This window comes from Pseudoalteromonas sp. T1lg24 (assembly GCF_002964745.1).
In the GTDB taxonomy this organism is placed as follows: Bacteria; Pseudomonadota; Gammaproteobacteria; order Enterobacterales; family Alteromonadaceae; genus Pseudoalteromonas; species Pseudoalteromonas spongiae.
The window spans coordinates 58221-80692 of record NZ_PQCB01000016.1; the positions used below are offsets into that span (position 1 = coordinate 58221).

The following is a 22472-nucleotide window of genomic DNA, read 5'->3' on the forward strand; positions in this document are numbered from 1 at the left end:
AGTTTCGTGATTTATTTAAATTTAGGTGGAGAAATTGCTTTGTTTAAGTTAACTTTAACTGGTCTAATGTCTTAATAATAACCACCGACAAATTAATTTTTGATGTTTAATATCAAATACACACAATAAAAAAGATCGGGTTTGGAGCAATAAAATGAAAAAAGTGCTACTCACAATGGCGATTGCTACAGCGTTATACGGCTGTGGTGAGAGCTTAGAAGATGTTAAAAATGAGTCAGAAGTAATCGCGCCTGCAAGGACTGCAGCTACTGTCGCATTTGATCCGTCAAACGGCGTCGTGTCAGTGCCAAATGATTTACTGTTTTTAGGAACAACTGACGGCACACTAAATATGCCAGGCGAAGCCGCCGAAGAAATTAACTATGCTGACCCACAAACGGCCTTAGGCGCCCTTGATGGTTGGTCAACGCAATCACCTTATCAAATCGCATTAGATGTTCCTGCAGGTCTAGTGCTTGACACTAGCACTGTTAATGGTGATTCAGTGCGTTTGTTTGAAGTTGTAATGGGCGCAAGCATTACTGACACAGAATGTGCGCAAGTACAAGCGGGTTTAGCGTGTAAGTACGTTAAAGAGCTAACATTTGGTGTTGATTTTGTTGCACAAGCTAGCGGCAACAATATCGCGATTGTTCCGCTTAAACCATTTAATCAAGGCTCTGCATATATCAACGTTGTGACAAAAGCACTACGTGATACGAGCGGTGAGTCATTTGAACCTTCAGAAACTTACGGTTTAGTTAAACTCGATATTGAATCATTACCACTGGTAACTGATGAGCAAAAAGCCCTACAAGGCGTAATTAATAGCTATGAAAATATCGTTACTCAATCAGGCTCTTTGACCAAAGACGATATTATTTATACTGGCGCAATGAGCATTCAATCAGCTGGCTCAGTGATGAGTATGGTTAAAAATGTGTATGCAATGAGTGCAGCTACACAACAAAATATGCCACAACTTATGATGGGCCCATCTACTGGTATGACTGTAGGTGACGTATTATTCCGCTCTCAAGGCGCGCAGCCGCCTTCGCCTGTTTTTGATCAAATCAAGTACGAGCGTGGTTCAGTTGTATTACCGCATTACTTAAGAAAGCCACAGGGCACAGATGATTCTGCGTTAAATAATACATATTGGAAAGCGTTATGTGATGGTGCGGCAACATTAGCTGGTTTTGCAGCTCAAGGTGGCAACATTTCAGCTAATCCAATTAATGAAAAAGATACGATTTGCTTTAACGCATCGAATGGGTTATTGCGTGATCTAGGCTTGGATGAGCAGCGTCACTTAACTAAATATAACCCGCTACCGTATCCTCAAAGCTATGCTAATGTACCAGTTCAAGTTACAACGCCAGCAGATGACTTAACGGTGATTAATGCTGTGAGAAATCAGCTTGGCATGAATGAATACGGAGAGCTAGAAAAACCAGCAACAGGTTGGCCGGTTGTTATATTACAACACGGTATTACTAGTACAAAAGAAAGTATGCTAGCTATTACGGCTGCGCTTACATTACAAGGTTTTGTAACGGTAGCAATTGACCACCCATTACACGGTGAGCGTGGTATCGACGCTAATGATGACGGCACAGTTGATTTTCTTGCTTCGGGTGATGACGGTAATGTACTTCATTACATGAATTTGTCGTCAAGCTTAGTGGCGCGTGATAATTTACGTCAATCAATGGCTGATTTACTTGGCTTACGTTTATCACTAGCGGCGACAAACCTACAAGGAATCAATCCGACAGACGTAAGCTTTGTTGGTCACTCTCTTGGTGCTGTGGTTGCGCCAGGTTTCTTAGCTGCTGCAAATGAGTCAGTTGCTCCTTTAGTAGGCCCAGAAACAGCAGCTCTTATTGACCCGCTATTTAAGGTAAACACGGCAGCACTTGCAAGTGGTAGCGGTGGTTTAGCGGGCTTTTTACTTGAATCGAACGCGTTTGGTAATGTAATTAAAGGTTCTGTATTAGCGGGAGCGGGAACAGCTGAGTCTGCTGAATTTATTGCATTTATGAGTTCTGATGAGGGTAAGGCCGCATGTGCTGACTACGCGGGCTCACAAAGTGAATTTGCTGGTTGTGCATTTGTTGCTTATACAACTATGCTTGCACAGGCTGAAGAAACAGCAAAATTAGCGAATATTTCAGGTACGATTAGTCAATTTGCTTTTGCTATTCAAACCGCAGTTGATGCAGCTGACTCTAATTCTTTAGCAAGTAAAGTTGCGTCACAGGGCACGGCGATATATCAAAATGTCGTAATTGGTGACGGTGCGGGTAACCCAGCAGACACGGTTATTCCACCATATTCAACAATTAACCCGGTATCGGGCACTGTGCCATCAGGCATGCTAATGGGTCTTACGCCGGTAGCGACGTCACAAATGACTGAGGCTCCTAATAGTTACCTAGTTAAGTTTACCAAAGGTCATCATGGCTCAGTACTAACGCCTGCGCCTGCGTATGGTGTTACGGCAGCGGATGCTGCAGCTGCCAATGCTGAAATGCAAAGCCAGATTGCGTCATTCTTAGCGAGTAGAGGCTTAATGCTACAAGTTACAAATACCACTGTTGTAACTGAATAATATTAAACACAATACCAAGCCGCACTCGTTAGTGCGGCTTTTTTTTTGCCTCGATTTTATTTAGAGTACGCGAAACATTAATTACGGAGTTAAAGTTTGGAATTTTTATACGAATACGGATTATTTCTCGCAAAAACAGTCACATTTGTAGTTGCGTTTGCCATTATTGTTGTGTTGATTGTGGGGGCCTCAAGTAAACCTAAAGCAAGTAAAGGTGAATTAGCGATCGAAAGCTTAAGCGAAAAGTTAGATCAACAAAAGAAAGCACTATTAAGTGTAACGCTTGATAAAAATGCTTTTAAAGATTTTGAGAAGAGCGAAAAAAAAGCATCTAAAGACATTGCTAACGAAAACCTAAATAAAGTATTTGTACTGTCTTTTAAGGGCGGCGTTGATGCGAAGGAAGTCGAGTCACTGCGAAATGAAGTGACGGCGATTATTCAGGTAGCAAAGCCAAGCGATAAAGTGGTCCTAAAGCTTGAAAGCGGTGGTGGCGTAGTGCATGGCTATGGACTTGCAGCATCGCAATTAGCACGCCTTAAACAGGCAAAACTTGAGCTTATTGTTAGTGTAGACAAAATTGCCGCAAGTGGTGGTTATATGATGGCCTGCGTATCAGATAAATTTGTCTGTGCCCCGTTTGCTATGGTTGGCAGCATAGGTGTTATTGCGCAGTTACCAAATTTCAATAAATTGCTAAAGAAAAATCACGTAGAGTTCGAGCAAATCACTGCCGGTGAGTTTAAACGTACGCTAACAATGTTTGGTGAAAATAATGACATTGGCCGTGAAAAATTTAAGCAAGAACTAGAGCAAATTCATGTCTTGTTTCGCGAACATGTTCAATCTGCTAGGCCAAACCTAAATGTAGAAAAAGTGGCGACAGGTGAAACTTGGTTTGGTACAGATGCACACAAGTTAGGATTAGTTGATGAGATCCAGACAAGTGACGATTTATTGCTAGCGTTAAATGAGCAATTCGAATTGCTTGAGATAACCTATAAAACCAAAAAAGGTTTATCAGATAAACTCGGATTAGGCGTGACAGGAATCATTGATAATGTAATCGCCAAATTATTATCAAAAAGCAAAGAGCTATATCATTAATAATTAACCTGAGTTTGGGATAGAAAAGCTATCAAGGTAGAAAGTATGAAACAACATAGTTCATATATTTCAGTTGTTTAGTTAACCTCTTAACCCGAGTTCAGATTAATTAAGCTCTTGCAACAAAAAAGCCGCTAAAATTAGCGGCTTTTTAATATACGCTGACGCTTATCGCATATTTTCAAATTCTTTACCGGCATCGCTATCGTTAAATACCGCATCGTCAAATTCACCTTCAGACTTAGCAACGATACACGTAACCATGCAATCTCCTGTTACGTTAACAGCGGTGCGAGTCATATCTAACAGGCGATCTACACCTATAATAATGGCGATACCTTCAACTGGTAAGCCTACTTGGTTAAGAACCATCGCAAGCATAATCAATCCAACACCAGGTACGCCCGCAGTGCCAACAGAGGCAAGTGTTGCAGTTAAGATAACCATTAAGTAATCGGTAAAGCTTAAATCAACAGTAAACACCTGGGCGATGAATACAGTGGCAACACCTTGCATAATTGCGGTGCCGTCCATGTTAATGGTTGCACCTAAGGGGACTGTGAAAGAAGCAACTTTGTTATCGGCCCCTAGTTTTTTAGTGGCTGTTTCTAGCGTTACTGGCATAGTTGCGCTTGAGCTTGAAGTACTAAACGCAAAAATAGACAACTCTTTTACTTTATTTAGGAATGTTTGTGGGTTTAACCCTGTAAATGTTTTAAGTAGTACTGGGTATACAATTAATGCATGAATAAATAGCGCAAGTAAAACAGTGCCGAAGTAAAAGATAAGTTTAACGATTAAGTCGCCTTCAATATAGCTAAATAGCTTCGCCATTAAAAAGAACACACCGTATGGTGCAATATTCATTAGAATAGTTACTAGCTTTAAAATAATTGTATTTAGATCTTCAAACACTGCCGTTAAGCGTTTTCCCGCCTCACCGCTAAGTGCCATTGCAATACCAAATAATAGTGCAAACACAATTACTTGTAGCATATTTCCGCTAGACATTGCGTTAATTGGGTTGGTTGGGAACATGTTAATAATAACATCAACAAGAGTCGGGGCTTGCTTCGCATCAAACGTAGATGAACTTGGCATATTAATGCCTTCACCGGGATTGATTACAAGCGCTAGGGTCATTGCAATGGTAATCGCAATGGCAGTCGTAAGAAGGTACAAACCAATTGACTTGCCACCTAAACGACCTAATTTTTTAGGGTCGCTTAAGCTACACGTACCACACACAAGCGAGATAAATACTAAAGGTACGACTAACATCTTTAAACTATTAACAAATATTTGACCGCCAATATGGAAAATACCGTCAACAAAAAAGCCTTTAAATGAAAACGTAAACTCACCCGCAGTTAGAGTGAAATCGCCCGATTCGCCCATTAGCGCTTTGAACAAAAAGCCGGTGATAATACCTAAAACCATACCGATGAGGATCTTGCCTGTTAACCCCAAACCTTTAGGTTGTGAAATAGTGGATGTCATAATTTAGTATGTATATTTATTGTGATTTTCTGCATAGCCTACCAGTGAACATAAAAATTTAAAGGAAATACGGTAAGTTTTTTTAAAAATGCTATGATTTTTGTTGGATTATTAGTTTAATATAGACTGAATAACTCTAATTATAATTTTAATGCAAGGGAGAAGTCATGCCTTCGATCCGATTACTCTTCGCTCTGCTGTGTAGTTTTATGCTAACAGCATGTGGCGGTGGTGGTAGCTTAGAGTCACCAGATGTTGGTGGTTCAGCGAATAGCTACGAACTTAAAGTTACTCTTCACTCAACAGATGGTGGGAATGGTATTTCTCAAGTATCTGCTGCTCAACCTGGTTTGTTAAAGGCTACTTTAACCAAAAATGGTAAAGCGTATGCAAATCAATTAATCACGTTTAACCTAGCTGAATTCGATAGTGGTACAGTTGGGACGCTAGATCCCGAAATCGGCACTGCGCAAACTAATTCTGAAGGCGTAGCCGAAATTACGCTTAGAGCTGGCTCGATAGCAGGTTCAGGTCAAGTAACAGCAGTGTATAATCCGATCGACCTAGACGAAAATTTAGAAGTCTTACTGACTTTTACAAGCTTGGGAGATGGCGGTGATTCAGGAACAGTTGGAGACAAAGTTCTAACGCTTCAGGTTGTAGATAAAAACGGAAGCTCTTTTACTGAGTCTAACCCAGTTACTAAAGATAATTTGGGGGTTGTTACCGCTACAGTAACTCAAGACGGTGTTGCGTTAACTAGCGGTATAGTTGTCTTTACAACAGAATATACTGGCAGAATCTTATCTGAAACAGGCACAGCAGCTCTTAATTCTGACGGAAAAGCAAGTGTTCAATTGAGTTCTGGTGACTTAAAAGGGGCGGGAAAAGTCACTGCGACTCTAGACGGTGAAGAAGTTAGGCAATCTGCGTTTTATTACTCGTCGGGTGATGATGCATCTGAAGATACAGCAGAAGCAGCTATTGATATTAAACTATTGATAGATTGTAATGAAGATTGGGCAACAGCTCGAGATTTAGTAAAGTTAGATCCAACAGACCCAAGTTCAGGGTGTACTGTAATAACAAGAGATATTTCATCTGATAAAGTTGCTACTGTTTTTGTATCAGCTGTAAATTCAAACACAGGTGATGGTTTTAACGGTTTACTCGTTAATGTTGATACAACTGTCGGCAAGCTTTCTCCTGAGTCAGGAGCTGCTGTTACCGATAATTTTGGTGTAGCACTTTTAACGTTGCAGCCAGGCAGCAAGAATGAAGCTGGCACGATTACTGCGACAGCAAAAAATGTTTCAGCGACTAAATCGTTTAATGTCGGTCTAGCAGAGTTTACTATGTCCATAGATAACGGATTAGACTTAAAGCCTGGTAGCTCGAGTGAATATCAGGCATTGGCATCAGGTGCAACAACAGTGATAACTGTATCGCTAACGAATCCAGATGGAACGCCTTTAACATTACCACTTGACGTTGAGTTCAATTCTAACTGTACTCAAGCAAATAGCGCTGAGTTAGATTCTGTAGTTACGAGCATCGGTGGCAAAGCCGAAGCAACCTATCGTTCGTTAGGGTGTAATGGAAATCCAGAGGATACAGTTACCGCAGTGCTAAATGGTAAAACAATTAGTACAACATTACCCTTATCAAGTTCATCTGTTGCGTCTATTGAGTTTGTAAATTCAACAGATTCAGTCATTGCATTGAAAGGCAGTGGTGGTAAAAACCGTAGTGAGTCGTCAGAAATATCATTTAAGTTGAAAGATGAACTGCGTCAACCAGTATCAAATAGTCGATTAGACTTTAAATTAAGTTCATACAATGGTGGTGTAACACTCAACAGAAAATCGGTAGATACAAATAGTGAAGGAATTGCATTTGTTACAGTTACTGCAGGCACTGTTGCAATGCCGCTGCGTGTACATGCATGCTTTGTTCCGACAGACCAAATTCCTGCAAGCTATCCAGAAGATGATGTTACTTGTTGGAAAGAAATTTATGACCGTTGTCAAAGTAACCCAAGCGATTCAGTATGTCCGAGTGGAAATCTTGGCTTAGTGATCTCGATTCACAGATCTCAAGTGTTTCTGATCTCTTAACTATTACTTCAGGCCTGCCAGATAATGATAGCTTCACGATTTCTGCTGAAAAGGTGAATGTGGAAGCGTTAGAACATAATGGTGAATTAGTCAATATTAGCGTTTTCATGGCGGATCACTTTAATAATCCTGTTCCTGATGGGACTTCTGTTCATTTGCGTGCTGAAGGCGGAGCCATCGGTTCAATGGACGGAGAAGAATTCACTCCTTTACAACAATGTGAAACTGTCGATGGTGCGTGCGTTGTGCAGTGGAGAAGTCAGAATCCGAAACCTTACACTGAATCAGTTTGGGGCAACAAATTAAGCGATTTAAACCCAAATACAGGCGAAAGAAATTGTGATTTATACTTTGGGAACCCTGCACCTTGTATTTATGGTTTAAATAGAGCAAACGATAATACTAGTAACACACCAAGTGACGAACGTGGTGTACCGCTAGGTGCACGGGCTACTATCCTTGCTACAGCAGTAGGTAACGAAAGTTTTATTGATAGAAATGGCAACGGCGTTTTTGATGAAGGTGAGTTTTATCCGCTTTATGACCTGTCAGAAGCGTTTCTAGACAATAACGAAAACGGTGTTTTTGATGGAGATGTTGATTGCTCTGAAAAAGACGCCAATGGAAACTATGTTAATTGTACTGCTACCACTACAAACGGTGGTGAATTAGAAGAGTTCCTAGCAAACTTTGATGATTCTAATGACAATGGCAAGTGGGATCCTGCCGACGGTATATATAACGGTACGTCTTGTAGTGAAGCAGCAGAAGCGGCAGGTAAATGCAATCGCAGTTTAGTTCACCTAAGACGTAACCTTGAAATTGTAATGTCTGGTAGCTCCGCATTTGGACGTTTCGCTATTCCTAAAGATACGTTAGCTAGTCACCTTAACTTTACGACTGAAGATGGCAGAAATTTAAATCTCGGTGGAATTGTTGCTACATGTCAAAACGTTCGATATTTGCAACCTAATAGTTCAACAAGTGGTGTTGCGTGGGCTTATGAGGAAGACCCATTACATGACTTCCTTTTGGAGCTAGAACCTTCAGATCCATCTCTAAGAGTCAACAGAGGAACTGATGACGCTCCGATTTGGGTTGAGTATTGTGATGTTAAGTCGGTAGATTTATCGCCTAGAAGAATACAAGTGGATGATGACAATAATGCAGATACGCCGATGGAGTGTGATGGTGCCAATGCAACATATGATGCTACTGCTGGGGTTTGTATGGTGCGTGATCTTCCATTATCAATAGGTATCTCAGGTCTTGCACCAATTTTTTATTACTCTGATATTTATGGTAACCCTTTACCTGCTGGTACACAGATAACAACAGAGTCAGATAATGGCGACTTTTCTGGTACAAACAGTAAAGTCCTGCAGAATACCAACAGTACGCTCCCTGACAAGGTTACTGTGAGCGTCAGTAGAGAAGGTACTCCGAATAAGAAAACTTCAGGACTTTTAAAAGTGACTTTTGTTACACCTAAAGGTGTAACATCTGAAGCGCATATGACTGTAAATGATGCAGGTTAATATAGAAAATCTATTTAACCTCACCTAATAGTAAGGCTCTTGTTAATTGCAAGAGCCTTTTTTTTAGTTAAATTTTAATCAAGCCGTGTATTTTTAGCGCTAACACATATAAAAATAGTGAGTTTTTTAAAAATATGCTTGTCAGGCTGGCACTTTGTCGATATACCTTTAATAATAGCGCCCTAAATGGGTTAACAAATTAAATCGCACTGCGTAAGTAAAAATAGGCAAATATGGGTAAGTCGTTAGTTATTGTTGAGTCACCAGCCAAGGCGAAAACAATCAATAAATATTTGGGCAAGGATTTCGTCGTAAAATCCAGTGTTGGCCACATTCGTGATCTGCCAACATCTGGTAAAGCGAACAAAGCCGCTACTAAATCGCCAGCTGAAGTACGCAAAATGTCGCCAGAAGAAAAGGCTAAATATCGCAAAGAAAAAGATTATGCGAATTTAGTTGCGCGTATGGGTATTGACCCTAATAAAGGGTGGCAACCACATTATGAAGTGCTTCCTGGTAAAGAAAAGGTTGTTGCTGAATTACAAAAACTCGCAAAAGACGCTGACTACGTTTATCTCGCAACCGATTTGGATAGAGAAGGGGAAGCAATCGCTTGGCACCTTGAGCAGGTTATCGGTGGCGATGAGTCAAAGTATAAACGCGTTGTATTTAATGAAATCACTAAAAACGCGATTCAGAATGCTTTTGCTGAACCAGGCCAATTAAATACCGACATGGTCAACGCGCAGCAAGCGCGTCGTTTTCTCGACCGTGTTGTTGGCTTTATGGTGTCACCGTTACTTTGGGCGAAAGTAGCACGCGGTTTGTCAGCAGGTCGAGTACAATCGGTAGCAGTACGTTTATTAGTTGAACGTGAACGTGAAATTAAAGCGTTCATTCCGGAAGAATTTTGGGATATTCACGCAGAGCTGAAATCTCATGAAGATCAAATTCGTTTTGCGGTAGCAAAATATTTAGGCAAGGCATTTGAACCAAAGAATAAATCAGATGCAGATGAAGCCGTTGCTAAATTAAAAGCAGCAGAATACAAGGTTGCAGCAACCGAACAAAAACCAAGCAAAAGCAAACCATCAGCGCCATTTATTACCTCAACAATGCAGCAGGCAGCGAGTACGCGCTTAGGTTACGGCGTTAAAAAGACGATGATGCTCGCTCAGAGGCTCTATGAGGCTGGTTTTATTACGTATATGCGTACTGACTCTACAAATTTATCAAATGACGCTGTAGAGGCTTGTAGAGGCTATATCGAAAATGAGTTTGGTGATAAATATTTACCTGACTCGCCAATTCGTTATTCGTCAAAAGATGGTGCGCAAGAGGCGCACGAAGCAATTCGTCCATCTAATGTTGCTATTTTGTCGGGCCATTTAGACGGTGTAGAGGCTGACGCGAAGAAACTGTATGAGCTAATTTGGCGTCAGTTTGTAGCATGCCAAATGACACCAGCGGAGTATGACTTAACAACAATTACTCTTGCGGCTAATGACTATGAATTAAAAGCCAAGGGTCGAGTACTTAAGTTTGATGGTTGGACTCGCGTTCAGCCGTCAGTTAAAAAGAAAAACCAAGAAGAACAAGCGTTGCCTGAGGTTAAAACGGGTGATGTATTAAAACTTGTTGAACTGGATCCTAAACAACACTTTACCAAGCCTCCTGCACGTTTTAGTGAAGCGAGCTTGGTACGTGAGCTTGAAAAACGTGGTATTGGTCGTCCATCTACGTATGCATCAATTATCTCTACTATTCAAGACCGTGGTTATGTGCGTGTAGAAAATCGTCGCTTCTTTGCAGAAAAAATGGGTGAAATTGTTAATGAACGCTTGGTTGAAAGCTTTAGCGATTTAATGAATTTCGATTTCACTGCGAAAATGGAAGAGCGTTTAGATGATATCGCAGAAGGCGAGCGTGAGTGGACACACGTTCTTGATAAGTTCTACCAAGAGTTCTCAGCAAACTTAGATAAAGCCAGTTCTGATGAAAACGAAGGTGGCATGCGCACCAACCAAGTGGTTGAAATCGATTTGTCGTGTCCTACATGTAGTCGCAATATGGGCATTCGCACCGCCTCCACAGGTGTGTTCTTAGGGTGTACTGGTTACGCATTGCCACCTAAAGAACGTTGTACGCAAACGATGAATTTGGTACCCGGTGAAGAAGCAGTTGCCGCAGATGTGGAAGACGAAGAAACAGAAGTGCTTCGTCAGATGAAACGCTGTCCTAAATGCGAAACAGCGATGGATTCTTACCTCATTGACGAAACGCGAAAATTGCATGTGTGTGGTAATAACCCAGACTGTGATGGCTATTTAATTGAAAGCGGTAGCTTTAAAATTAAAGGGTACGACGGCCCTGTTATCGAATGCGACAAGTGTCAGTCTGAAATGCAATTAAAGTCGGGTCGTTTTGGTAAATACTTTGGCTGTACTAACGAAGAATGTAAAAATACCCGTAAGTTGCTTAAAAATGGTGAAGCTGCTCCTCCGAAAGAAGATCCGGTTCACCTACCAGAGTTACCGTGTGAAAAGTCGGAAGCGTACTTTGTACTACGTGACGGCGCATCAGGTATCTTTATGGCTGCGTCAACGTTCCCGAAATCACGTGAAACGCGAGCGCCTAAAGTTTCTGAGTTAAAACGTTTTCGCGATCGTATTTCACCTAAGTTTTATTACTTAGCAGACGCGCCAGAGAAAGATCCAGATGGTAATGACGCGATTATCCGCTATAGCCGCAAAGCTAAATCACAATATGTAATGTCTGAAGTTGAGGGTAAAGCAACTGGTTGGACAGCACAATTCGTTGATGGCAAGTGGGTAGAAGAATCAAAGGCGAAAGCAAAACCAAAATCTAAAGCGAAAGCCAAAAACTAATTCGCAAATTAAAAAAAACGCAGCCAATAGGCTGCGTTTTTTATATCTAGTATCTTTAGTTACATACTTGGCTTAACGCTAAAGTTGCTTTGCACTCATTGTTAGGCTGGCGCCAATGTTGCACATCCGATTGCGCCGTACAGCCGGCATCTTCAATTAGTAAGGTATTGTTATCACAAAGCAGTAAGGCTGCGTTGTTTTTATCAATAATAACGTGAATCTGGAATTGGTTAAACGGTACTAACCGGTTGGCATCATTATCAATTGCGTCTTGGAGCAACTGCTTCCCTTCAGTGTAATGTGTGTCGCTAAACTTTAATGTGCCGTCTAGAGCTGCTGCAATATCTTTTAATTGTGACGCTAGATCCGCCATTCTTTCAGGCTCATACTCATTTGGCTTGTTGGCACATGCTATGCAAAAGAGCATACCCATAATTAAAATAAGGTGTTTCATCTTAGTGCTCCCATGCAGTTAACTTATTCGTTTCGTCTTTCCCAGTATCTAAATTCCAATTACAAATCGCGTCGCAAGGTATATCTTCAAACACACTGTTGGCGATAACGCTAATATAGAGCTTGATATTTTCAATAGCTAAATCAAACACATCGTTGTAATGCATTTTGCCGTGAGGCGTATCAAGTTGTGTAATGAAATCTAAATCGACTTCTTCAAACATTGGATAGGTTAGACCATGGTCAACACCCACGTGTCGCGCCCAAGGAAAAAGCCGGTGGCTCTCTTCAGCATTATTCACCACGAACTGAAACCCTGAATGCCATGCATCAAAATCAGGTGCTACATTTTTTGTATATTCAGGGTGAGTTTGCTCTAAACAAACACGCCAAATTTGCTTTATATCGTCATCCAATTCGTTATTTGCATTAGTGCACGAGCCAATATTTAGCTCGACCCGATCCGCATAACCAATTTCGCCAAGATTAAGCCGTTGCCAAATAAAGGCATCTTGATTCATTTCACAAACTCTATGTGCTTTTTGGTTTTGCTCGTACGGCCCCACCTTTAATTCAACGACAGGGTGAATAGTAATGTCTGCGGCAACGTGAGCCATATAGCCACACAGCCAAGCAAATGATTTTTCTTGCGTGATTCCTTCCAGAGTTTTGCAATAGGCAATAGCGGCTTTAATGACGTCTCCTGTGCGCTCGTAATGCATAAGATCAGCCCATTTATTTTGTAGCTTTTTATCTAAACCCACCACCAAATAAGGGTAGTCTGGTGAAACACAGCCTAATTCCAGATATTTTTGGTTTTTACTTAAAATTAATTTGGCTTTTTTGGGTATGGCTAATTGGTGTAGCGATTTATTTTCGGTCGCGAAATTAACCGCTGTAATGTGTGCAAATGCACCCGGCATGGTTTAGTCCTTTAAATAATCAACCCCGATAGTATAAATAACTTAAAGCAGTAGGGTAAATAGTCAAGGATTGTTGATTTGAAACAAACGGTTTATGAAGTTTTATAGTGGTTAAAAGCAGAGTTTTTTGACTAAATTTGAAATTGATAGTTTGATATTTTTTACTTATTTAAAAGTTCGAAGTATCTGAATAGGGTGAGAAAAGAATGGTCGGCATAGCAGGATTTGAACCTGCGACCCCTGACACCCCATGACAGTTTTTAGTTGTTGATAATCAAAGTTAAATATTGATTTGTAAAGGTTTTTATTAATTCTGTTGTTTCACGAAATTGCTTGAAGTAGCCAATAATTCCTATATAGTGGCTACTAATTGGCTACTCGTTTGGAAATGGAATGGCAGAATTAACCAGTATCACGCTTGCTAAGTTAAATAGTTTTTGTAAAACCGCAGTGAATGGCGATCAACTTGGCTGTGAAAAAATAGCTGGGTTTCACTTCAAAAAGCAAAACAAAGGTGGTGCGTGGCGTTTACGTTATACCGACCTAACAGGAAAACGCAGAACAGCCACAATAGCAGATGATGTAGTCAAACCTCAACAAGCAGCAGAAACGGCTATGTTATGGCGTACACGATTAAAAGAGGGAAAAGACCCCCTTACAGTCAAAGAACAAGAAGCCATTAAACAAATAGCTGAACAGCAAGCAAAAGAAGCAAATAGATACTTAAACACAGGTGAATTTTTTGAAGCTATTTATACGCCATACAAACAAGATAACTTTCGCGCAGGTAGCGATACTCTCAAAGGCATAAAGAGAAATTTTAGCCACTTGTTCAGCCGTGATATGGATAAAATTACAAGTGCTGATATTTTGACTTGGTATAACAAGCGCAGAAAAAAAGGTGTTATGCGTTCTACGTTAGTGCGTGACTATGGCGCGTTTAAAGCAATGCTAAATTATGCCGCACAATCACCAGATACAAATACTTTGCCTGTTTTAAGTAACAACCCAATAAAAAGTTACTCATTGCCTCAACTCACAATTAATGAACAAGAAAAGCAAGAAAAGCATCAAGAACAACTTGAGGCGAAACGTGACATTATAAGCGAGCAAGACAAAGCTAATGTTGAAAAAGGGCTTACTTTGTATGGTGAACAATTAAAGCAGCAACGTGCGCGAAGCATTAAACATGGTAAAAAGCACTTAGCTAGTCTTGATAATGTTACCTATCCACATTGGTTTATTCCGTTCTGCCACATTGCACGTTTAACAGGAATGCGCCCAGCAGATATTTACGGGCTTAAATGGGAAAACTTACACCACAATATTTTTAACTCTACGACCACATTAAACTTTACTCCAAGCAAAACTAAAAAAGCTGAAAACAGTAAAAAGGTAAAGTTTCCTGTAACGGGAGAATTAAAAGCAGTGTTAGCTAATTGGGCAGATCAACTTGGGCAACCCGAAAAAGGGTTTTTATTTGCCTCAGAACGAACTGGTTTAAAGCTTGAGCGAAAAGCTCATCTTACGCACTGGAAGCAAGTAAAAGCGCTTGGTGGTATTACTAGCGACTTAGATTTGTATTCATTTAGGCATAACTTTATTTCGACCTTAGTGGCTAAAGGTGTGCCTGTGTTAACTATTGCCGCACTAGTTGGGCATAAAGACGGATCAATGATAGCCGCGAATTATTTGCGGCATGATGAACAAGATACAGCTAGAATTTTGGAAAGCATTAATACTAACTGGGATAGTATTCAAAGAAAGGAAACTAAGAATGGATGAACGTATAAATAGACTAACTTTGAGTAATAACTTAGATAACTTTCGTGAATTAAGAGTTTTTCCAAATAATTATGATGAGACTTTAAAAATACCAAAAACGATACGAATGAATATCGAATACCTTTCGTTTATTGCACATCCTGAAAGTGAGACAGCAAGAAAGAGGCTTGAAGAAGCTTTTCAGTTGGCGGTTCTGAAGGGAAGAAATTATAAAAGTGACCTTATCAAGAAATGTATGTCGAATCGAGAATGGCCGCGTATAGAATCATCTATTAGAAAAGGAAACGAGAAGCTTTCAAGAGCGTTTGTGTTATGGCAAGCATATAAAGATTTTGAAAGTTATAAGGAATACACAGAAAAAGTAGAGTATACCTTTTCTCAATTTATTGTACGAAGTTTTCAGTTTTACAAGAAAAGAGAAGAAGAATTCATTGCAGAAGAGAAACTTCTGAATGGATCGAAAGTAAATTCTTTTTTTGGGCGTGTTAATGAGAGTTACGATGATCTTCATTCAGCAAATTATAATAAGTTGCCAAAAGCCGCTGTAGATTGCAAACAGGCTGTAAGGCATCATGAAAGAAGTTTCGAAAAAGTAAAAAAAGTTCTTCATCTCATTCAAGGTTTATATATGGCTAGCCAGAAAGCAGGCTACAGTCGAATTCCACATTCATACTTGCTAATTTACGATGTGAATTGGGTTCGGAGCGCTGTATCAGATAGTCAAAATTGTTTGGTAGATTTAGTTAACAAAGCTGCTAGTCCGAAAAGAAGTAGTCGAAATGATCTAAAAATTGATGTGGGCAACATGGACTTCTTTGATTTGGAGGATGATCCAATATTTTTAAGAAAACTAAAATAAATGGTACTCGTACACTTTTGATCGCCGATTCAATTATTGAAAACTAACATCATGTAACCTCCTTTAATCAATGGAGGTTTCTTTTATGAAACACTTTAATTTAGTTCAAAACCTTAGACTTAAAGATGCGGCAAATTATTTAGGTATTAGCAAAGTCACACTCTGGCGTTTAGGTGAAAATGATCCTCTTTTCCCCCCTAAAATTAGATTAACTGCCCGTTGCTGTGTTTATCGCAAAGCAGATTTAGATGCATGGCTAGCGTCTAAGGAGGGGTAAATAATGGAAAATCTTAACAACCCTCACATCATTGAACCTAGATGCAGAGAGCTAGGTTTTCCTGCCCCATACAACATAGAGAAGCAGTGGTGCTATGTGAAGCGCTTAATGTTGTGCGGGAACAGCATAAACACTCGACAGGCTCGTTATATTGGGATTCATAACTTGCATTCAATTGTTTCAAAGTTAAAGAAAAAGCAATGTAAGTTTATGTTAGAACACAAGAAGTGTTTTTGCCCACAAACTAAGACAACACCTAATCAACTAGTTGATTTTGTTTATATGACAAGCGAACAGGTGATTTTAAATAAAGAAAAAGCCGCCAAGGATAACCTAAAAGCGACTTTCTAATGTTTTGAATTGCTGGTGGCTAAGTTTTGGTCGACAGGCCACCAGCTCTATGGAGTATATACCATGCTTTATTTTTTAACAGCCGTTTCACATCAAGAAACAAATAACTTTAGCTTAATTGGTTGGCATGAGCTGGCGCTAAAAGCTGAAAAACCCAAATATTTGGGTGAATTACATTATCAAGATGCTAAAGCCCATTCAGAAGTTATTGCTGCTAATGATGCGCCTAATAAACGAAAAGAAACCGTGTTAGCACATGATAACTTTACGTTATTACGTATAGATGCAGACAACACTAACGATACCATTCAAAGCCTAAGTGATTTACTAGAATCACTTGGTATTGAGTCCTATATTATTCACACCACAGCAAGCCACCAACAGCAAGGAAAGGGCAACCGATACCGTATATACATACAGCTAGCCAATGCCTTATGTTTTGATGACTGGGAGATAATACAGCGCTATTTATGTTACTTGCTAAATGCGGATGATTGTAGCAACCGTCCCCAACAAATTATGTATTTACCAGTGCGTTATTCTGGCGATAAATACGAGTACAAAATTAATACTGGTAAGCCGCTAAACTTACTTGAAACGGATTTGTTTAATGATGCAAAGATGTTCAACCAAACGCTAGCAGAGGAACAATTAGCACAACAAGAAGCGGCTATATTGAAGCCGATTAAGCCAAGCTATAACGAACGTTTAATAGGTAATCAAGTTTCTGTTATTGATGCGGTAAATAAGGGGTATGACTGGGAATCGCTACTCAGTAGCTATGGGTATAAACGGCAAGGCAAAGCCTATTTGCCACCAGAAGCAACCAGTAACAAAGCAGGTGCATATATTTTAGCAAGCCATACCGATGGTAAGCTTCGCTATTTCTCACATCATCAAAACGACCCATGCGCTACAGGGCAAGCACTCGATAAATTTGATTTTCTATGTATTCGCGCTTTTGCTGGAGATGAAAAAGCAGCAATTAAAGGACTTGCTGTAATGTTTCCCGAAATTGATAAACATAATAAAAAAGTGTTTGCCGATCACATGAAAAGTAGCGAGCTTAAACAAAGCCTATATGGAAAGGGGGCTAATTATGTTTGATAAAATTGGTAACTTGCCCATTCCTAGCAATCAAGAAGCTATAGATATACCAGAAGAAACAGGGGTTGAAGAACTATGCTTTAGTAACACTAGGGTAAATGCAAAGGGCAAAGTTACAGTGCTTAATACACATGCGAATTTAAGTGATGTAACTAGCTTTTTGGGCGTTCAATTACGTTTTAATATGTTGACGTTTGATGTTGATATTTCAAACGAGTGGGGAGAACCGCTTGCAACTGATTTTGATGATGTGCGAAGCAGGTTGATAAGTATCGCCAGCCAAACAGGACTACCAAAGCAAGCAATAGACGATCATTTAGTTCCACTTTGCCGCAGAAACAAGTTTCACCCAATAAAAGAATTGTTAGACGGTGTTAATTGGGATGGAGTTAAACGAGTTGATAATGTAATTAGTTGTTTAAATGCAAAGCACCCAAATTTTGCAAATACCGTAATGCGCCACTGGCTGGTGGGTTGTGTAGCAAGTGTTTATGAAAAGCCCTTTAATAGTAAGCTTGTTCCAGTGTTGCAGGGTGATCAGTCTTTTAGAAAAACCGCTTTTATAACGCGTATTGCAAACATTGCTGACAATGCGTTTAAAGAGGGGGAAGAATTAAACCCAGACAACAAAGACAGCGTTTTACGAAATATTAAATCGTGGATAGTTGAACTAGGTGAATTAGAACGCACCAATAAAAATTCACAAGGTAGTTTAAAGGCATTTATTACTAAATCGCTTGATACAGTGCGCCCTCCATACGGTAGAAATGATATTCAAAAGCCAAGGCAAACAAGTTTTATTGCGACTGTAAACGGCACTGATTTCTTAAAAGATGAAACAGGTAGTAGCCGCTTCTTTGTGATAGAAATGCTGAAACCAGCAGACGTAGACAAGGCTAATGAATTACTAGGCTGGGAGTATGACGGTACTGGCGCAATTAAACAGCCAAAGCCTGAGCTTCTTTTGCAGTTTTGGGCTGAGGTTAAGCAAATGTATTTAAGTGATCATGGTTGGATGTTAAGTGACAAAACGATAAAACAAGCACAAACCTTAAATGATGAATACCAAGATAAAGGGGCAATATACAATTACTTGCGCGATGTGTACGTAAGCTCGATGACAAGCATACCTTTAAAACTAGGTGAATTTACCGCTGGTGAATTAGCTAAGGATGACGAAAAGCTACAAGGGCATCATAGCTCACAAATAGGGAAAGCGCTTAAACAGCTCACTAAGGACGGTTACGCCACCAGCCGAAAGGCGAGGGGCAATATGACGTTTTATAAGTTTGTAGAACCTAAGTGACTTTTTGATTAGCCTCATTGTTTGAGGCTAATCACCTTGAAAATAGTTATATTATTTAGGAGTATGATTTAAAACTATAATATTGAGGTAAAAGGATGTTCACCGTTAAAGAGTTTTTAGAGTTTGCCCATTCTGTTCAAAATAGAAAATGGAAAACGCTTAAACAAAATAAAGGTTTTACATATTTTGTTGATTTGGAAAAACAAAAAATTGTTCTTACATTAGAAAGTAATCCAAATAAACCAAAGCCTGTTAGTAAATCAGAACTCGAAAAATTTTGTAATATCTTTAACGATAAACAATCCTTTAAGACAACAGACTACCCAAATTCATTTACTAAGGTTTATTTTTTAGCTATTGCTGATCTCTACTGTAAACGGCAAGGTTTTAAAGCATCAACTCCCGAAAAGTTGGAACTGATAAACTCTTTTGAAGAAGCTTTTGAAAATGCACAAATTTTCTCAAAAGTTGGTGAATTTAAAGATTCCCAAGCTTTTAAGACCTTAGGTCAGTTTTATCATTGGTATTATTTCCCAGAAATTGACGTTTTTGCACCTAGAAAGTTCATCAGGTATAAACGACAAACAGTACAAGAATATGATGGACGAGGGCTGGGTGGAGACTCAAGTGCTTCTAACTTGGCTTCCTTTTTTAGGATTGTTGATGAGGATAGTAAAGAGTTTAAGTTATTAAAAACTAAGCTTGATGCATTTTTAAATGGCTTGGGGAAAACAGCTTCAGTTAAAAAAGGCGGAATATATGTACCGTTCGATTGCGATACAAATGATATTAACGAAGTCGACAGTAACACTGTGTACAAAGAAGGAACGGTAAAACAAATCCTAGTAAATGCTTATGAAAGAAATGTGAATGCAAGAAAAGCATGCTTACAAGAACATGGTTATAATTGTTCAGTATGTTCTTTTGATTTTGAGAAGATGTACGGGGATCTAGGCAAAGAATTTATACACGTACACCATGAAGTTGATATATCAACAATTGGGGATGAGTATGAAGTAGACCCAGTAAAAGACTTAAAACCTGTTTGCCCCAACTGCCATGCAATGCTTCATAAAACTAGACCAGCTATGAAAATAGAAAAGCTGAAGAAATTAATTAACAAATCAAGCTAACTATTAGCCGCATCTTTTTGATAGCGGCTTTTTTGTGGTTAATTGGTTAGGTGTTGGTTAACTTATAATGATCAAACCTTAACCAGCCTAGAACACTTATATTTATTCGAATAACAACATTATTGGTTAAGATGGTTAGTTAACTTTTATTAAACTTAGATAATAATAAGAGTGACTAATAGGGTAGAGTTTATGTATCTTTGGAGCAACTCAAAAGTTAAGAAACCTCTCTAATCAAGTTCACCAAATACTCCAATAGGGTATAATTAGCATGTTAACGCTGGAGGTATTAGTATCAAAAAGTTTACAAACAATGACCAAATAATTTTCACATCCTTGGTTGCCTTGCTGAGTACTTCACTCCACAAAAGTAGCCCCAGCTATCAAAGCGTTGTTGAATATCTTAATTTACAGGGTATTAAGACAAATTGGGATAATGAGTGGACTAGACACAGGCTTTTTAGATACTTACAACGAAAAGGCTTTTCTGGTATTTGGGGGCTACGAAATCATCTAAGAAGTTATCAAAAAATTGCCCAATACTTATAGGGCATTTTCGGACATCATATTAGAGTTTCGCAACCGATACGCGCGATAGGTCAAAGCAATGTGTTAAAGTTCTTTATGAGCTTATATTTTATTTGGCTATTCGTTGCGCTTTCTATTTTTATTTGTGCACCTTTGTACATAACCATATCGCCATGTTCAAGATCGACAGTAAAGTCGGTCGTATAAGAATTTCTTATCATATCACCACTAAATTCACGATATGTAAAATTTAATACTTTTCCGTTCCTACCGTTATACTCGATTACTTGTTGTAAAGAGTCCTGAGCTAAACAATAATCGTTTGGAGTGAACTTGATCGATATTTCATTGGAGCTATAGCAGCTCATAGTAGCAGCACAGACTTCATTCTTTCTTCTATTATAAGTGATGAAGTTTGAGTAACTTACAACTTGACCATATCCGTTTTTTAAACCAATAGCTTGATTATTGTCACTATAATATCTGTTTGAACCTTTAGAGCGTTCACAATATTTCCCAGCTGATAGTCTTGTGCCATACCCTTCACCAGAACTTACAGTAACGGAATTTGCCGAAAAGCCTTTAGCTTGCATCAACATTCTTTCGCCTAACGTAGCGATATTTGTTGTTTCAAGTTGGGGCATTGAAATATTCTGTGTCTGTACAGTTGGCGCAGTAGAGTTACAAGCGGTTAATAGTATGGCTGTTAATCCAATGACGACTTTTTTCATATCCTAGTCCTTTTGAATGGTCTTTAAGGATAATCATATAGCCTTAGCAAGAAACATTAAAGGCATAAAAATAACATGTTACTGGCTACTAATTGGCTACTCGGAAAGCTTTTTGGAAATATTGAGAAAAGAGAAATGGGTGTAAGTCTTTGAAAAGAATGGTCGGCATAGCAGGATTTGAACCTGCGACCCCTGACACCCCATGACAGTGCGCTACCAAGCTGCGCTATATGCCGACATTTGTTGCTAGTGTATTCTCGGATTTATGTAAAAGCAACTAGTCAAAGTTTAACTGCGTGATAAATATACGATTTAATGAAAGTGTTTGCTGCTTTAGTTCGAAATAACTGGTTACGTACGAGGAATTATTGTTTTACCTAATACATCGAATACATGTGTTCTTCGTCTAAACAACGAGCGGATTTTTTCTCGGCGCTCAAAACTAAGACTCATTAATTTAATAACTCAAAAAATAAACGTATTTAAAACAATCCAGCTAAGTCACCCAAATGAGTATTCTTTTACTCAACAGCTTGGTTAAATTCGAACGCTGTATTTTGTCAGTTAACGTTATTGCAAATATAAGCCAATTCTTACTAATCATTAATTATTTAAAATTAGATCTGCAAAATGTTGTTTCATTATCTCTACTAATAAAGGTTGTGCTTTTGCGTTAGGGTGAATGCCATCGGGTAGCATAAGCTCAGGCTTGGTCACAACCGATTCAATAAAAAATGGAATGGTTGGTACAGATTTTTCATTTGCGACTTGCTTATAGGCGTTTTGAAACAGTGTTGCGTAGCGCTTGCCGAGGTTAGGGGTAATAGCTACTTCCATTAAAATGACGTTTGCGTTCGCAGCTAAGCTTTTATCGATAATTTGGCGTAAATTTTTCTTTAGTAATTTCACCGGGTAGCCGCGTAAACCGTCGTTACCGCCTATTTCTACTAATACCCAGTTTGGCGAATGTTCATCTAATAAAGCGGGAAGACGTTGCAATACACCACCACTGGTTTCACCGCTAATACTTGCATTTATCAATGTGATAGGGGATTTTTCTTGGTTGTACGCATTTTGTAACAACTGAGGCCACGCTTGTTCTTGTTTTAAACCATAGCCTGCGCTTAAGCTGTCACCTAAGATAAGTAATTTAGTTACTTGATTTTTGTCGCTTTTACCATCAGTGTGATCGGTGTTGGCGATTGCCGTGTAACTAATAACAAGTAAGATAACGAATAAACTACGTAACAACATT

General features: G+C 39.2%; 17 protein-coding genes and 1 tRNA gene. 12 read left to right on the forward strand and 6 right to left on the reverse strand.

The window, feature by feature from the left end:
• Window positions 1-154: 154 nt before the first annotated feature.
• Both C2M30_RS07640 and sohB read left to right on the forward strand, forming a co-directional pair.
• Entirely contained in the window at window positions 155-2614 is a 2460-nt protein-coding gene (locus C2M30_RS07640; protein ID WP_105171221.1) for a VolA/Pla-1 family phospholipase, read from the forward strand.
• A gap of 96 nt (window positions 2615-2710) precedes the next feature.
• A complete protein-coding gene (gene sohB, locus C2M30_RS07645) occupies window positions 2711-3721 on the forward strand; it encodes a protease SohB (protein WP_105171222.1) in 1011 nt (336 codons plus the stop codon).
• A 168-nt stretch (window positions 3722-3889) separates the two neighbouring features.
• On the opposite strand, the gene C2M30_RS07650 is transcribed toward sohB, so the two are convergent.
• Entirely contained in the window at window positions 3890-5221 is a 1332-nt protein-coding gene (locus C2M30_RS07650; RefSeq protein WP_442792800.1) for a dicarboxylate/amino acid:cation symporter, read from the reverse strand.
• Window positions 5222-5388: 167 nt separating this feature from the next.
• Here C2M30_RS07650 and C2M30_RS07655 point away from each other — a divergent pair, with 167 nt between their 5' ends.
• The 3 genes from C2M30_RS07655 (at window position 5389) to topA (ending at window position 11764) form a co-directional block, all read left to right on the forward strand.
• A complete protein-coding gene (locus C2M30_RS07655; protein WP_158683347.1) occupies window positions 5389-7338 on the forward strand; it encodes a hypothetical protein in 1950 nt (649 codons plus the stop codon).
• Window positions 7272-8876, forward strand: a complete 1605-nt coding sequence (locus C2M30_RS07660; protein WP_158683348.1) for a hypothetical protein — start codon at window positions 7272-7274, stop codon at window positions 8874-8876. The genes C2M30_RS07655 and C2M30_RS07660 overlap by 67 nt, the downstream gene beginning before the upstream one ends.
• Before the next feature lie 233 nt (window positions 8877-9109).
• Window positions 9110-11764 carry a type I DNA topoisomerase gene (gene topA, locus C2M30_RS07665; RefSeq protein WP_105171225.1) on the forward strand — a complete coding sequence of 885 codons (2655 nt, stop codon included), beginning with the start codon at window positions 9110-9112 and terminating at the stop codon, window positions 11762-11764.
• A 55-nt stretch (window positions 11765-11819) separates the two neighbouring features.
• Here topA and C2M30_RS07670 read toward each other — a convergent pair whose 3' ends face one another.
• Both C2M30_RS07670 and C2M30_RS07675 read right to left on the reverse strand, forming a co-directional pair.
• Window positions 11820-12218, reverse strand: coding sequence for a hypothetical protein (locus tag C2M30_RS07670; RefSeq protein WP_105171226.1), 399 nt, complete (start codon window positions 12216-12218; stop codon window positions 11820-11822).
• Window position 12219: 1 nt separating this feature from the next.
• Window positions 12220-13140: a zinc dependent phospholipase C family protein gene (locus C2M30_RS07675; RefSeq protein ID WP_105171227.1), complete on the reverse strand. Its 921-nt coding sequence runs from the start codon at window positions 13138-13140 to the stop codon at window positions 12220-12222.
• Window positions 13141-13533: 393 nt separating this feature from the next.
• Between C2M30_RS07675 and C2M30_RS07680 the strand changes: the two genes are divergently transcribed.
• The 7 genes from C2M30_RS07680 (at window position 13534) to C2M30_RS07710 (ending at window position 19958) form a co-directional block, all read left to right on the forward strand.
• Complete coding sequence (locus C2M30_RS07680; protein ID WP_105171228.1) at window positions 13534-14925, forward strand: tyrosine-type recombinase/integrase; 1392 nt, start codon at window positions 13534-13536, stop codon at window positions 14923-14925.
• On the forward strand, window positions 14918-15784 hold the full coding sequence (locus C2M30_RS07685; protein WP_105171229.1) for a hypothetical protein: 867 nt from the start codon (window positions 14918-14920) through the stop codon (window positions 15782-15784). The genes C2M30_RS07680 and C2M30_RS07685 overlap by 8 nt, the downstream gene beginning before the upstream one ends.
• Before the next feature lie 85 nt (window positions 15785-15869).
• Window positions 15870-16061, forward strand: a complete 192-nt coding sequence (locus C2M30_RS07690; protein WP_105171230.1) for a helix-turn-helix transcriptional regulator — start codon at window positions 15870-15872, stop codon at window positions 16059-16061.
• A 3-nt stretch (window positions 16062-16064) separates the two neighbouring features.
• Window positions 16065-16412 carry a hypothetical protein gene (locus tag C2M30_RS07695; protein ID WP_105171231.1) on the forward strand — a complete coding sequence of 116 codons (348 nt, stop codon included), beginning with the start codon at window positions 16065-16067 and terminating at the stop codon, window positions 16410-16412.
• A 63-nt stretch (window positions 16413-16475) separates the two neighbouring features.
• Entirely contained in the window at window positions 16476-17519 is a 1044-nt protein-coding gene (locus tag C2M30_RS07700; RefSeq protein WP_105171232.1) for a hypothetical protein, read from the forward strand.
• Window positions 17512-18825, forward strand: coding sequence for a VapE domain-containing protein (locus C2M30_RS07705; protein ID WP_158683349.1), 1314 nt, complete (start codon window positions 17512-17514; stop codon window positions 18823-18825). The genes C2M30_RS07700 and C2M30_RS07705 overlap by 8 nt, the downstream gene beginning before the upstream one ends.
• A gap of 95 nt (window positions 18826-18920) precedes the next feature.
• On the forward strand, window positions 18921-19958 hold the full coding sequence (locus tag C2M30_RS07710) for an HNH endonuclease (protein WP_105171234.1): 1038 nt from the start codon (window positions 18921-18923) through the stop codon (window positions 19956-19958).
• A 599-nt stretch (window positions 19959-20557) separates the two neighbouring features.
• Here C2M30_RS07710 and C2M30_RS07720 read toward each other — a convergent pair.
• The 3 genes from C2M30_RS07720 to C2M30_RS07730 form a co-directional block, all read right to left on the reverse strand.
• Window positions 20558-21217, reverse strand: a complete 660-nt coding sequence (locus C2M30_RS07720; protein WP_105171236.1) for a hypothetical protein — start codon at window positions 21215-21217, stop codon at window positions 20558-20560.
• 159 nt (window positions 21218-21376) lie between these two features.
• Window positions 21377-21453: transfer RNA gene (locus C2M30_RS07725), tRNA-Pro, on the reverse strand.
• A 367-nt stretch (window positions 21454-21820) separates the two neighbouring features.
• A complete protein-coding gene (locus tag C2M30_RS07730; RefSeq protein WP_105171237.1) occupies window positions 21821-22471 on the reverse strand; it encodes an arylesterase in 651 nt (216 codons plus the stop codon).
• Window position 22472 lies beyond the last annotated feature (1 nt).

Excerpts from the sequence above, each read along its gene's own strand:
- C2M30_RS07640 (WP_105171221.1), top strand. The coding sequence starts at position 155 with ATGAAAAAAGTGCTACTCACAATGGCGATTGCTACAGCGTTATACGGC.
- C2M30_RS07650 (WP_442792800.1), bottom strand. The coding sequence starts at position 5,221 with ATGACATCCACTATTTCACAACCTAAAGGTTTGGGGTTAACAGGCAAG.
- C2M30_RS07655 (WP_158683347.1), top strand. The coding sequence starts at position 5,389 with ATGCCTTCGATCCGATTACTCTTCGCTCTGCTGTGTAGTTTTATGCTA.
- C2M30_RS07660 (WP_158683348.1), top strand. The coding sequence starts at position 7,272 with ATGTCCGAGTGGAAATCTTGGCTTAGTGATCTCGATTCACAGATCTCA.
- topA (WP_105171225.1), top strand. The coding sequence starts at position 9,110 with ATGGGTAAGTCGTTAGTTATTGTTGAGTCACCAGCCAAGGCGAAAACA.
- C2M30_RS07670 (WP_105171226.1), bottom strand. The coding sequence starts at position 12,218 with ATGAAACACCTTATTTTAATTATGGGTATGCTCTTTTGCATAGCATGT.
- C2M30_RS07675 (WP_105171227.1), bottom strand. The coding sequence starts at position 13,140 with ATGCCGGGTGCATTTGCACACATTACAGCGGTTAATTTCGCGACCGAA.
- C2M30_RS07680 (WP_105171228.1), top strand. The coding sequence starts at position 13,534 with ATGGCAGAATTAACCAGTATCACGCTTGCTAAGTTAAATAGTTTTTGT.
- C2M30_RS07685 (WP_105171229.1), top strand. The coding sequence starts at position 14,918 with ATGGATGAACGTATAAATAGACTAACTTTGAGTAATAACTTAGATAAC.
- C2M30_RS07690 (WP_105171230.1), top strand. The coding sequence starts at position 15,870 with ATGAAACACTTTAATTTAGTTCAAAACCTTAGACTTAAAGATGCGGCA.
- C2M30_RS07695 (WP_105171231.1), top strand. The coding sequence starts at position 16,065 with ATGGAAAATCTTAACAACCCTCACATCATTGAACCTAGATGCAGAGAG.
- C2M30_RS07700 (WP_105171232.1), top strand. The coding sequence starts at position 16,476 with ATGCTTTATTTTTTAACAGCCGTTTCACATCAAGAAACAAATAACTTT.
- C2M30_RS07705 (WP_158683349.1), top strand. The coding sequence starts at position 17,512 with ATGTTTGATAAAATTGGTAACTTGCCCATTCCTAGCAATCAAGAAGCT.
- C2M30_RS07710 (WP_105171234.1), top strand. The coding sequence starts at position 18,921 with ATGTTCACCGTTAAAGAGTTTTTAGAGTTTGCCCATTCTGTTCAAAAT.
- C2M30_RS07720 (WP_105171236.1), bottom strand. The coding sequence starts at position 21,217 with ATGAAAAAAGTCGTCATTGGATTAACAGCCATACTATTAACCGCTTGT.
- C2M30_RS07730 (WP_105171237.1), bottom strand. The coding sequence starts at position 22,471 with ATGTTGTTACGTAGTTTATTCGTTATCTTACTTGTTATTAGTTACACG.